The organism is Nostoc sp. T09, assembly GCF_002154695.1.
Lineage (GTDB): Bacteria > Cyanobacteriota > Cyanobacteriia > Cyanobacteriales > Nostocaceae > Aulosira.
On sequence record NZ_MTAV01000095.1, the window covers coordinates 1 to 13,112 of the forward strand.

Sequence of the window (13,112 nt, forward strand, 5' to 3'; positions counted from 1 at the left end):
TGCCAAATATATTAAACAAATTCAACCATTTCCCGAAAGAACGGCTTATACCTTTGTATACAACAGTCAGATAACCTTAGCTGGTCAACGCAGTTCCAAGGTAGCGTCGCTTATCCAAAGTGTAGGAGCCACTAATCAATTAAAAGAGGACATAGTATCTCTGATGAACGGACAAGTAGCGTCGCTGAATCAAAATGGAGCCACTAATCAATTAAAAGAGGACGTAGTATCTCTTATGCCTAGCCAGGTCAACGGAAAATCTAGCAGTTTAGGTCATTATCTCCAAGGTTTGCAACACGTTGGCATAACCGTTAATGATATGACAAAAGCCCTAGAATTTTACATTGACGTGTTGGGTGGAAAAGTCGCAATTGGTGGGGATGGATTTGTTGGTGAAGACTTGCACAATCTGCTTTTTCAAAAAGAAGAATTAGAAGCATGGAAGCAAGGTCTTAATCCCAAAACCATAGGTGTCCCTAATATTAGAGATGGCTCGCAAGAAGCCTTGGATGTAAGATTTATTTCCTTTGGTAACACTTGTGTTGAACTCATCCATTTTAGAGATGCTAAATTAGACTCTCAAGCACCAAATTGTATTGGTAAGATACCTTCAGGCATTGGTTATGTCAACGCACCACACCTTTCTTTTTATGTAAAAGATGATGTGGATATCAATGACTTCGCCAAAATGTTAGAAGATGAATGCCAACGTCGCGGACTGACTAACGTCATTGCTAACCGAATTATTCATATTGATTCGGAAACTGCTAGAAAAAATGCGCCTCTAAAATATGCCAAGGTAGACTTTATTGCCGATTTTGACGGTTGGTCTTTATTCTACTGTAAAGGTCCAAATGGTGAACAGTTAGAATTTAACCAAGTTAGAAGGAAAGCTAAAGAAAGATTTAGCATTGCCCAAAAGGAATATAACCAAGCTAACGGCACAAACTACTGGTTTTACAATAATTCCGCACCGACAACTTCAGCCATCAGTGCCAATACAAACCACCGTTTATATGGAACATATAGTTCTACTATTAACGCTCCAGTAGAGAAGATTTGGCAAGTTTGGATGGAGCAAGCTTACACTGATAAGTTTCCCATTTTAGAACGTTATAGCGATGGTGTTCTACGCGAAGTCAAAATGCCTGGCATGGAGATGAAGCAAAGAGTTACCATCGATCGCCAAGTGGGATCGCTAACGATCAATCTTGTGGATCACCCTCTATTTACAGGTCGGTTTATTAATTACCTGTATCCGCCTCAAGAACCTGGTGCTTTGCCAATAGTAACTTTCACCATTGATTTGCAACCTATCAATGAAAGTGCACTACAGCACAAAGATGCACAAGGATTTATTGAGACGGCTAAACCAGAAAATATCCGTCTGGCTGTCGAGCAACTAAAGCAAAGTGTAGAAAATACAACAACCAAGGAGGACAAAAATATGACTCAGTCACTAACACGTCCTGGAACCAAGTCTGAAATTGTCAGACGGATGTTTGAAGCAGGCGAATCGATGAATGTAGAAAACTTTATCAAGTTCTACACCGAAGATGCCCATTACCAATTTAGTAACTTTCCAGTTGCTTATGGCCCTCAAGGAATTAGGGAAAGTTCAACTGACTTCCTGAATACAGTTGCCCAATGTTACCACCACATCAAAAATATGTGGGAACAGGGAGACACAGTTATCTGTGAAATGGAAGTTACCTACATCCGTCATGATGGTAAAGTTTTCAGACTTCCCTGTTGTGACACTATTATCTTCAAGGGTGATAAAGTCCAAGAACTAAGAATTTACATGGACATTAGTCCAGTATTCCAAACAGAAAAAGTTCAACCTCAAGCGGCTAAAGCACCTGCATCCAACGGTTCCCTACTAACAATTATTGGGAAAATGTATGAAGCATTGCACGCTGAAAATTGGGATGAATTCATGAAATTCTTCACACCTGACTTACTCTACAAAGTTGGTGCTAATGAGGCTGTAGTTGGTCCTGAAGCTTGCCGAGACTTTTTAGTTAACATCTACAAAGTTCTGAAACTGACAACCCATAATTCTAGAGGAACATGGGAAATTGGTAATACTGTGATTCTGGAAATGGATGCGAATTATGTCAACAAAGTTGACAAGCGCTTTATTCAAGTTCCTTGTACTGATATCTATCGCTTTGATGGCGATCGCATCTATGAATGGCGCGTATATCCAGATCCCTCTCAGTTGAATCTGAAATTTTAAAATGTCTTTGAATTAGCCAGTTGTGACTAGTTCAGCAGAGGTGAGTTTAATTTAGAATCTAATAAACTCCCTCTGCTTCCAGTGAGAAATTAAAACAAAAAATAAACGGTAACACCTCATGACAAAAGCAATTAAAGGAAAAATAGGTGTACTTATTGAAGAACATTTTGATGCTACAGAATTTCGGCGCTTCAATGAGTACTTCCCCGAACAAGGTTATGAAGTAGAATACATTTCGCATTTATGGGGTAATAAAGAGCTACACTTCGGCTCTAACCCCGAAAATGACCAAATAGAATTTCATGTCACAGTTACCACAGAAGTCCAAGATATTGACCCAGCTGATTATAAAGGCATCATTTGCATCGGAGCCTATGCAATGGATCGCTTGAGATATCAGGTAAATGTTAAAAAGGGTCAAAAAAATCAAGCTCCAGCAGTTGCTTTCTTGAGAAAAGCAATGGCAACAGATAATGTGAAATTAGGGACTATATGCCACAGTTTGTGGCTTTTCTGTGCCGATCCAGATTTACTGAAAGATCGGAAAGTAACTTGTGCTCATAACATTATTTGTGATGTCGAAAATGCCGGAGCAGACGTTGTTTATGACAACGATGTAACTGCTGATTTAGTCATAGATGGCAATTTAATTACAGGTAAGCATCCGGGAGTGGTAGAAGAATTCATGGCAGAGTTTGTCAAAGAAATTGAGAAAGCTAGCTCTCGGAATCAGGAAGTTGTTCAGTCAGTCTGACGGATAAAAAAGCAAAGCGGTTGTGTAATCACACAACCGCTTTGCAAAACTACTCCTGAGAGATAATTTGAGATCGACTCTTGCCAAATAAATCTAGAGCAACTGCGAGCACACAAGCACTAGCAACCAGTGCAATTAAAGCAACAGGAGTTAAGCTCTTACCTGCAATACCTAGGCATAAAACAAAAGCTCCTGCTCCTAAACGATAAGCACTCAAAACTTTTCCTTGCCGTTTTTTTTCTAGAATACAAGTTGTTAAATTAATCACAGCTAAAATCATTAAGCACAGTGTTACTGCACCGCAAAAAAGTAAGCGTTCATTGTCTGGTAAGACATTAACTGCACTTTTGAAAATCATATGCTCAACTGCTACCCCTGTTGCTGCTAAACCCATAGCTAGGAGGAGGTGAGAATAAAGCCAAGTGAGGAAAATATTAACTTTACCTTCTTTCATAGTCTCTAATGGTGAGCCATCGATGCTGTCGAAGTAAAGCCACCAGAAACTAAAAGCTATGCTCATTCCTAATAAAGCAACTACCGTAGATGAGAAAATCCACTCCTTTTGAGCTACACCTCTAACCACAGCAGCAACAGATTCACCTAAAACGATCATGGTAAAAAGTCCTAGTCGCTCTGGCATATGAGAGATGTCTGGTGTAATCTGAGTAGCGAAATGACCTGTACCCAAGGGCGCAATAAATTCTACAATCAGCCCAACTGCCCACAGTCCAAAACGCCAAGGAGCTGGTACAAACAATGATAATAACCAAAAACTCGCACCCAGACTAAACCCCAATATATAACGATTGAGTAGCGGCCGGGCTATTGGAACATGATATTTGGCAATGAGGAATTGAACAATGAGAATGCTGCGAGCACCTACATAAGTAATTGCAAAACCAACAGCAGATGAGCTTAAACCGTGATGTACATTCACAGCTAAAGCCGCAATCAGAATCATTTGCAGGAGGGTTAATAAGCGATCGCTTAAATCATCAGTATCAAACAAAGTGGCGTAAAAAGTTGCTCCTAACCAACAAGACCAAATTGGTGTAAAAAGAGCCACAAAGCCAAGAATGCCAGCTAGAGAAACATTTTGGCTGAGATTATGAGCTAATTCCGCGATCGCAACCACAAATATCAGATCGTAAAACAACTCTAGCCAAGTAGCACGTCTTTCTTCTCCACGATCTTCGCCAATCCGTAATCTAGGTGGCTGCCATAATTTTTTGTTCATTAGAACGGTAATATCAACTACTCATGAAAAACTATTTTACGAGTTTAAAGAAGTACCAATGATATAAATTTCCGGTAACCAATAATTTTGGTTAATTTGAAATCTAGTTTGCATAATTTGTCCGAATTCAGGCGTATATATTATGTAGACATATTAAGTTACTCCGCCTTCAGCACTTTTACGAGACTATCTTCAGTTTTTGCTACACAAGCAAACAAAAACCAGGTAGAATGTCTGTTGTCTTCAGCCAGTGCAATTCCAAGATTCACCTTGATATTGCCAAGTAGCGAGACAGCTAGAGTGCTCAAAGGATACATACAGCGATATCTCGCCCATCATTAAAGAAGTTACGTTGGTTAATTAAACTTGTCCTCAAATATAGAGGATAGCAGCGCTAGATCTTCATTACTTCAAGCACTATTACAAACAATTACTCCGACGTTTCAATCAGTAACAAACCTGCGAAATTGAACTAAAGGGCTACATAAGTCAAGTTTTAGATTTAGCAACAATATCTACCCTTTTATTTCTGTAACAGTAAAGATGAACAAAATCAGCTTCTCTTTCTCAGACACAATCACTGGTTACGTCACTGACTTTAACTCCAGCGATAAGTCTTTTGGCATTAAAACCTCAGATGAACGGGAGTATAGAGCATATCTCACTCCAACTGTTTATGCCAGAATCGCGCAAAACCTAGAAGAGCCTTATAGAGATTGCACTGGTGAAATTGAAAAACTGTTAGTTTCTGGTCAGCACGTATTTGCCTATGGTATTTTTTATCCTCAGGGAGATGACCATAAATTTGAAGTTAAGTCCTTAGTTTTTCCTAGCGATAAACCAGGCACCTATCGCCACGAAGAACCAGACTGGTGGGTAAAGCAGATACGTTCTATTGCTGACAGTTACCTGAGATGGCAGTTCAACTATCCCGATCGCGAAATTGATTACCACGAATACCGCACTTATCTACACTTAGCTGGTGGTAAAAAGCGCGACGACTTTTTGCAAGAAACTGATACTATTTCTCGTCTCGTCTATGGCTTCGCTTCAGCTTTTCTATTGACAGGCGAAGACCGCTTCCTCGAAGCCGCAGAAAGAGGCACAGAGTACTTGCGCGAACACATGCGCTTCTACGATCCAGATGAAAACCTCATCTATTGGTATCACGGAATTAAAGTTACTGGACGCCGGGAACAAAAGCTGCTTACCTCCGAGTTTAGTGACGACTACGACGCAATCCCTGCCTACGAGCAGATTTATGCCTTAGCTGGTCCGATTCAAACTTACAGGATTACAGGCGATCCCCGCATTCTCAAAGATGCGGAAATGACCGTCGATCTCTTCGATAAGTTCTACCTCGACAAAGAAGGCGGCGGCTATTTCTCCCACATTGACCCCATTACCCTCGACCCTCGTGCCGAGTCTCTAGGTCGGAACCGCGCCCGCAAAAACTGGAACTCTGTTGGTGACCATGCTCCTGCTTACTTAATTAATCTGTGGCTGGCAACAGGTGACAAGAAATACGCCGACTTCTTAGAATACACCTTTGACACGATCGCCAAATATTTCCCTGACTACGACGACAGCCCCTTTGTCCAAGAGAAGTTCTTTGAAGACTGGAGTAAAGACCAAACATGGGGTTGGCAGCAAAACCGCGCCGTTGTCGGACATAACCTGAAAATTGCTTGGAACTTGATGCGGATGAATTCCCTCAAGCCTAAAGATGAGTACGTACAACTGGCTGAGAAAATCGGCTACCTGATGCCTAAAGTTGGTAGTGACCAACAAAGAGGCGGTTGGTACGACGTAGTCGAACGTGTTCTAGGTGAAGGCGAAGAACAGCATCGCTTTGTCTGGCACGATCGCAAAGCTTGGTGGCAGCAAGAGCAAGCCATCCTCGCTTACCTAATCCTCCACGGAATCTTGGATAAGCCAGAATACAAACGTCAGGCCAACGAAGCCGCAGCCTTCTATAATGCTTTCTTCTTGGATCATGATGACGGCGCGGTTTACTTCAACGTTCTAGCAAATGGCTTGCCCTACCTGTTGGGTAACGAACGCTTCAAAGGCTCTCACTCCATGAGTGCCTACCACTCAACAGAACTGTGCTATTTGTCAGTAGTCTACACTAATCTGCTGATTACCAAGCAACCATTAGACTTATACTTCAAGCCTCAACCAGGTGCATTCAAGGACAACATCCTGCGGGTGCAGCCAGATATCTTACCCCCTGGTAGCATCAAGATTGGTAAAGTCTGGATCGACGACGAGCCATACACCGATTTTGACGCCAACGGCTTGACGGTGAAACTACCAGATACCAAAGCGCAAGTCAAAGTCAAAGTTCAAATTGTCCCTACCGCTTAGTCTGCTGGAAGTAATTAATTATGGAGATTATTATCAGGACATTGCAAGTAACTGCAATCAGCACTGCAAACGGCGATGCAGCTCCAGCAGTACACCAGGAAGTGACTGTGGTGGAACTCGATGGCGATGTAGATGGCAAAACTGCACCTGAAGTGCAAGCGCAAGTTTTACCTTTGGTTCAACCAAAGAGTAAATTACTGCTGGATTTAACAAAAGTGCCTTATATGTCTAGTGCTGGATTACGCACATTGCTGTTGCTACATCGACAGTTTGCTGGTCAAGATGGACAGCTGGTGCTGGTAGGAGTTGCCCCAGAAATTCAAGATACGATGTCGATTACTGGGTTTCTCAACTTTTTCAGCATTAGCGACACAGTAGAATCGGGCTTAGAAGCTCTCCAGGTCAAGGTTCACGCTCTACCTGCTTAATTAACAGAGGGAGAGTAAGGAAAAACTTAACTCCCTCTTTGAATAGCTAAAACAAATCTAAATTGCATAATCACTTCATCTGGTCGTCCTTAGTCATTAGTCATTAGTCATTTGTAATTACAAAGGACTAATGACAAAGGATAAATGACAACTCACTACCAAAGAACAATGGAGCGCATCGACGTTAATCCCACCCATACCTACGGCGACTTTAAGCTACGCCGAGGTAAACCTTTCCCTTTTGGAGCCACGCTAGTTCCAGGAGGGGTGAATTTTTCCATCTTTTCCAGTCACGCCAAATCCTGTTCTTTAGTGCTGTTTAAGAAACATCAGCCCGAACCGTTGGCAGAAATTCCTTTTCCCGAAGAGTTTCGGATTGGGAATGTTTTTTGCATGGTGGTTTTTGACCTGGATTACGAAGAAATCGAATACGGCTATCGCATGGATGGGCCATTCGACCCGAAGGCAGGACACTGGTTTGACAAGAATAAAATTCTTTTAGACCCCTATGCCAAAATTATTGGCGGACGGGATGTTTGGGGAGTAACTCCAGATTGGAGTGACATCTACCATCATCGCGCCCGGATTGCCTTCGATGACTTTGACTGGGAATCAGAGCGTCCTCTGGAACTGCCTCCAGAAGATTTGATTATTTACGAAATGCATGTCCGCAGCTTTACCCGCCATCCATCCTCTGGGGTGAAGCATCCAGGAACCTTTGCGGCGATTCGGGAAAAAATCCCCTACCTGAAAGAGTTGGGTGTGAACTGTATCGAACTCATGCCTGTATACGAGTTCGATGAGTTTGAAAATTCTCGTCCCAATCCTCAAACAGGTGAAACGCTGCTGAACTATTGGGGCTACAGCACTGTTGGTTTCTTTGCACCCAAGGCGGGGTATGCAGCCACAGGTAAGTTTGGGATGCAGGTCGATGAGTTGAAGGCACTGGTTAAAGACCTTCATGCCAACGGCATTGAAGTAATTTTAGATGTGGTTTTCAACCATACTGCTGAAGGTAATGAGAACGGTCCAGTAATTTCCTTCCGCGGTATTGACAATAAGACATACTATATGCTGACCCCGGAGGGGTATTACTACAACTTTAGTGGTTGTGGTAACACGCTCAATTGTAATAACCCGATTGTGCGCAATATTGTGCTCGACTGTTTGCGCTACTGGGCAGCAGAATATCACATTGACGGCTTCCGTTTTGATTTGGCATCTATTCTCGGTCGTGATCCTTGGGGGGCACCGCTAGCAAATCCGCCTTTGTTAGAAACCCTGGCTTTTGACCCAATTCTTGCCAGATGTAAATTGATTGCCGAAGCTTGGGATGCGGGCGGTTTATACCAAGTAGGTTCTTTCCCCGCCTTTGGTCGCTGGGCTGAGTGGAATGGTAAGTACCGCGATGGCATTCGCAAGTTCCTCAAAGGCGAACCGGGGCGCGTCGGAGATATGGCGCAACGGCTGCAAGGTTCACCGGATCTCTATGCTTGGGCGGGACGTGCACCTGCGACTTCGATTAATTTCATCACCGCCCATGATGGGTTTACCTTAGCTGACTTGGTTTCCTACAACGGCAAACATAACGAAGCCAACGGGGAAAACAACAACGACGGTACCAACGATAATGACAGTTGGAACTGTGGAGCAGAAGGCTGGACAGAAGATGCAGGCATTAATGCCTTGCGTCAACGGCAGATGAAAAATGCGATCGCCATGCTCCTAGTCAGCCAAGGCGTACCAATGCTTCTCATGGGCGATGAAGTTGGCAGAAGTCAGCAAGGTAACAACAATACCTACTGTCACGACAACGATCTTAGCTGGTTGGATTGGAATTTATTGAAGTCAAACTCCGACCTATTCAACTTTGCCAAGCACTGCATCGCTTTCCGCAATGTGCATCCTGTACTAAGAAACCACTGGCATTTCCAAAATCGAGACTACGTTGGTAGTGGCTATGCTGATATTACCTGGCACGGTACTAAAGCTTGGAATGCAGACTGGTCTGACTCTAGCCGTACCCTGGCCTTTATGCTTTGTGGCAAACATGCGAAAGGTGGCACAGTCAACGATAACTATATTTACGTTGCCATGAACATGCACTGGGAAGCTCAGTGGTTTGAAATTCCCCAACCACCAGCGGGTATGAAGTGGCATGTTTTTGCTAATACTGGTGCGCCTCCAGCAGAAGCCAGCTGGGAACCAGGAAAGGAACCTGAACTTGGCAATCAGCAAGGAATTTTACTAGGCGATCGCTCAGTAGTTATTCTAGTAGGCAAATAAATTTTTGTTTTTCGTCAGTAATCAATGCCGAAAGACCAATCAAAAACCAAACCTAACAAAAAAGGAGAATAAAATTATGGCTTTTAGTGCAACTCTCGAAGTTCTGGGTGATACCGCTAAAATTATTTTGACTGGCGAACTAGATGCTAGTTCTGCACCCATTTTCCGAGTAGAAGTGGAGAATGCAGCTAAAGCCGGAGTAAAGCGTCTGGTATTGTTCATCCAAGACCTAGAATATATTGCCAGTGCTGGACTGCGTGTGCTAATTTTTGCTAAACAAAAGATGGGTGCTGATGCCGATATTTATGTGGTCGGTGGACAAGAACAAGTGATAGATACCCTTGAAAAAACAGGTTTCAGCCAAAGCGTGATTTTACAAGATGAGTACGAAGTTGCCTAGTTCCTAGTAATTGAGGATTAGGAATTAAGTATCAAGGAAGTATGAAGGCTAAAATTGTTTAGCCTTTAGCTTTTCTTATATTTAAGTGCTTATTCCAAGCAATTAAAGAACGGCTCCTAATTATCTACCACGATAAAAAATTATGGATACTCATAAACCATTAAGGGAACAACAGTATTACGAAGAATTGGAGTCGTTGCGCCAAGAAGTGGCTACACTCAGAAATGCACAAGCTGCTTTTGAGGCTCAAAGAGAACTGCTGGCAAAGGTAGTGGCAATGGCACGTTCTCCAGAACAGGAGGAAGTACTAAAAATTACTTTAGAGGAGGCATTACACGTCTGTTGCAAACTCACGGGGGCAGAGACAGGCAGTCTATTTCTACTAGATAACCAGGGAGTAGTTACTGATAGTATTCTCACTCAGAAGACTACAGCACAAGATACTCGCTCTCGGTTAATTGGGAGCGTTTTAGACAAAGGTTTAGCAGGTTGGGTGAATCGTGAGAGAAACATTGGATTGATTGCCGATACGATTAACGATGACCGCTGGTTGCAGTTCCCAAATCAGCCTTACACTGTGCGCTCTGCATTAGCTGTGCCTATTCTCAAAGAAGAAGTTTTGCTAGGCATTCTCACCTTGCTACATTCTGAACCTAATCGATTTAGCTGGGAAGTAGCTAATTTGATGCAAAAAACGGCTAATGAGATAGCGCTAGTGCTAGAAAATGCCGAGCTATATGGAAAATTAGAGGAATCTTACAATTTTCTAGATCAAGCCAAACAAGAGATTGAAGCTTATTCAAAAGCACTTGACTATGAATTAGAAAAAGGTAGACAAATTCAGAGAGATTTTCTGCCAGAAGATTTACCAAAACTTCCTAATTGGGAGATTGCAGCTTGCTTTTACCCGGCTCGCCAGGTAGCAGGTGATTTTTATGACTCTTTTATGCTTCCTGGTGGTTATGTAGGACTAGTCATTGCAGATGTTTGCGATAAAGGTGTAGGCGCAGCACTGTTTATGGCTTTGTTCCGCAGTCTAATTCGCATTTTCTCTGGACAGAGTCTTTTGTGTAGTTTAGCAATTGTTGGCGATGAAGATGTGTTGGCAGGCTTGAATGATTTGGATCTGAACAATCATGAGGAACAAATTCACGCCCTTAAAGCTGTAGGACTGATCAATAACTATATTGCTCAACAGCACGCCCAGATGAGTATGTTTGCGACCCTGTTCTTTGGAGTATTAGATCCTAATACTGGTATCATAGACTACGTAAATGGCGGTCACGAACCATTGTTTGTTATCGGTCCAGAAGGTGTGAAAGCAACTCTCAAGCCTACAGGACCAGCAGTGGGAATGATGCCCAATATGAAATTTAAGGTTCAGCAAGTACAACTCGATCCAGGCGACATCTTAATTGGCTATACAGATGGTGTCACAGAAGCCCGTGCGCCAGATAACAAGTTGTACACTAGCGAGCGTCTTCTCTCCCTTTTTCAACCAACACCAGCATCAGCTAGTCAACTTCTAGAGTGGATCAAGACAAACTTGTTTGCCTATATGGATAACGCTCCTCAGTTTGACGATATTACCATGCTGGCTGTACAGCGATTGGGGAATAATTAATGAGGAATTCACTAGTTCCTCATCTTTCTTTAGTAAAAATTATTACTGGTATCGATGAGATAGTTTATGGAACCTTTAACGGTCGCTGGAACACTCGACTCTTTGAGCGAGATTGCAAAATACGTTATGGCAGCAGCAGCAGCAGCAGGCTTGGACAAAAAAACTTCTTATAAACTCCGGCTGGCAGTGGACGAAATTGCAACCAACATCATTGTACATGGTTATGAGGAAGCTGGGCGCGAGGGCATAGTAGTTTGCCAAGCTACGCTTGCAGATGAGTCCTTAACAATTACCCTTGAGGATACAGGCGAACACTACGATCCTACAAAGCAAGCCCTTCCTGATGATATGGATTTGCCTTTAGAGCAGCGCCAGATTGGTGGACTAGGTGTTTACCTGACTATTCAAGGTGTGGATAAGTTTACTTACGAAAGAGTGGGAGCACGCAATCGCAATATATTCGTTGTGAATCGAATTCCTTCTACTGCTAGTGGAACAGTACAAAGTTCTACTTCCAAATAATGCTCATAGAAAATATCTCATCGCTCTGTTTGTGCTGATATCTCATCCTTTGCTGCGATCGCTTGCCAACTCTTTTATCTTGCTAAACTCGCGTAAAGCGTTGCCATCCCCTGCGGTTCATGGCTGTATTTACCGCTGTGCAAAGGGTGATAGGTCTCGTTATACAAACAAAGACTGTTGGGATTTTTCATCACAAACTGCATCATCCGCCGATGGGGTTCACCTCGGAAGAACTGTTTAAGATCTTGTTCAGAACGCCAGTAACTCACCATGATTACTTCGTTGATTCCACAAATACCAGCTTTCGCTTGCACACAGCCTTGAGCTTGAGTAGTTGCATTATTGATCCACAGCAGATTTTTCCACATCCAAAAAAACCCCATGCGATCGCGTGCTAAAAAGCCATTGACAAAGACAACCGCTTCTGGGTGTTCCGGCAGATCGATTTGGTAAACAGAATAATTCATGACTGTTGCCCTCTTCAGGTTCTCTAGTGGGTAATATTGCTTTATCTAGCTACATACTAAATAATGAGACTATTCACTTAATTGAATATAAAAATTAGTGTATATTCAATTAAGTGAATATGTCAACTCATAACCCATGTCTCTTACCTATGCCATTCTGTCAATCTTGATCGATGCCCCCAGCAGCGGCTATGGCCTTGCCAAGCGCTTCAATCCCTCAGTAGAAGGCTCGGTTGGTTTTTTCTGGAGTGCCAGCTTCCAACAGATTTACCGAGAACTGAACCGCTTGGAAGAAAAAGAGTGGCTGCAAGCCGTATCTGTGCAGCAAGAGAATCGACCCGACAAACGAATTTATGCAGTGACAGCATTAGGTAAACAGCAGTTGTGTCAGTGGATTGCTGAGTCGGAGGAGATGGCACCAATTAAGGATGATTTGCTAGTGAAACTTTATGCTGGGCATCTGGTGTCTGACCAGACGATAGTGGCAAAACTGAAAGCGCATCGTCAGCAACATCAGCAGCGATTAGCGATTTATCAAGAAATTCAGAGTCAGCACTTCCAGAATCCGCAGGTGTTGTCGAAAACCCTAAAGTTTCAATACATGACGTTGTTGCGGGGAATTCACTACGAGACAGGTTGGTTAGCTTGGTGTGATGAAATCATGCCGTTGCTAAAATAGTCGCTACACTAGTCGCAAGATCAGAAGTTGTACAACTCACTGGACATTAAAGCCATCTGTTGTTAGAGTGCTTTTCACTAAACAGGCGATCGCTCTGCTTTCT

At 42.9% G+C, this 13,112-nt stretch carries 11 protein-coding genes; 9 read left to right on the plus strand and 2 right to left on the minus strand.

Annotated elements, in window-relative coordinates; genetic code table 11:
* Both BV372_RS19385 and BV372_RS19390 read left to right on the plus strand, forming a co-directional pair.
* On the plus strand, positions 1 to 2,242 hold a 2,242-nt coding region (locus BV372_RS19385; protein WP_143845201.1), incomplete at its 5' end, for a nuclear transport factor 2 family protein.
* Positions 2,243 to 2,360: 118 nt separating this feature from the next.
* A complete protein-coding gene (locus tag BV372_RS19390; RefSeq protein ID WP_086688132.1) occupies positions 2,361 to 2,996 on the plus strand; it encodes a DJ-1/PfpI family protein in 636 nt (211 codons plus the stop codon).
* Positions 2,997 to 3,045: 49 nt separating this feature from the next.
* Here the strand turns inward: BV372_RS19390 and BV372_RS19395 are convergent, their stop codons facing one another.
* Complete coding sequence (locus BV372_RS19395) at positions 3,046 to 4,233, minus strand: low temperature requirement protein A (protein WP_086688133.1); 1,188 nt, start codon at positions 4,231 to 4,233, stop codon at positions 3,046 to 3,048.
* A gap of 543 nt (positions 4,234 to 4,776) precedes the next feature.
* Between BV372_RS19395 and BV372_RS19400 the strand changes: the two genes are divergently transcribed.
* From BV372_RS19400 to BV372_RS19425, 6 genes are all read left to right on the plus strand, one after another.
* Positions 4,777 to 6,603, plus strand: coding sequence for an AGE family epimerase/isomerase (locus tag BV372_RS19400; protein ID WP_086688134.1), 1,827 nt, complete (start codon positions 4,777 to 4,779; stop codon positions 6,601 to 6,603).
* A 20-nt stretch (positions 6,604 to 6,623) separates the two neighbouring features.
* Positions 6,624 to 7,031 (plus strand): anti-sigma factor antagonist, encoded by a 408-nt coding sequence (locus BV372_RS19405; RefSeq protein ID WP_086688135.1) that lies wholly within the window; start codon positions 6,624 to 6,626, stop codon positions 7,029 to 7,031.
* Positions 7,032 to 7,175: 144 nt separating this feature from the next.
* Positions 7,176 to 9,317, plus strand: coding sequence for a glycogen debranching protein GlgX (glgX, locus tag BV372_RS19410; protein WP_256973324.1), 2,142 nt, complete (start codon positions 7,176 to 7,178; stop codon positions 9,315 to 9,317).
* A gap of 76 nt (positions 9,318 to 9,393) precedes the next feature.
* On the plus strand, positions 9,394 to 9,717 hold the full coding sequence (locus BV372_RS19415) for an STAS domain-containing protein (protein ID WP_086688137.1): 324 nt from the start codon (positions 9,394 to 9,396) through the stop codon (positions 9,715 to 9,717).
* A gap of 142 nt (positions 9,718 to 9,859) precedes the next feature.
* Positions 9,860 to 11,341: a PP2C family protein-serine/threonine phosphatase gene (locus tag BV372_RS19420; protein ID WP_086688138.1), complete on the plus strand. Its 1,482-nt coding sequence runs from the start codon at positions 9,860 to 9,862 to the stop codon at positions 11,339 to 11,341.
* A gap of 66 nt (positions 11,342 to 11,407) precedes the next feature.
* The gene (locus BV372_RS19425; RefSeq protein WP_086688139.1) at positions 11,408 to 11,863 is read left to right on the plus strand and encodes an anti-sigma regulatory factor; all 456 of its coding nucleotides are present in this window, start codon (positions 11,408 to 11,410) and stop codon (positions 11,861 to 11,863) included.
* Positions 11,864 to 11,937: 74 nt separating this feature from the next.
* Here BV372_RS19425 and BV372_RS19430 read toward each other — a convergent pair whose 3' ends face one another.
* Positions 11,938 to 12,330 (minus strand): monooxygenase family protein, encoded by a 393-nt coding sequence (locus BV372_RS19430; protein WP_086688140.1) that lies wholly within the window; start codon positions 12,328 to 12,330, stop codon positions 11,938 to 11,940.
* Positions 12,331 to 12,466: 136 nt separating this feature from the next.
* Here BV372_RS19430 and BV372_RS19435 point away from each other — a divergent pair, with 136 nt between their 5' ends.
* On the plus strand, positions 12,467 to 13,009 hold the full coding sequence (locus tag BV372_RS19435; protein WP_086688141.1) for a PadR family transcriptional regulator: 543 nt from the start codon (positions 12,467 to 12,469) through the stop codon (positions 13,007 to 13,009).
* The last annotated feature ends 103 nt before the right edge of the window (positions 13,010 to 13,112 follow it).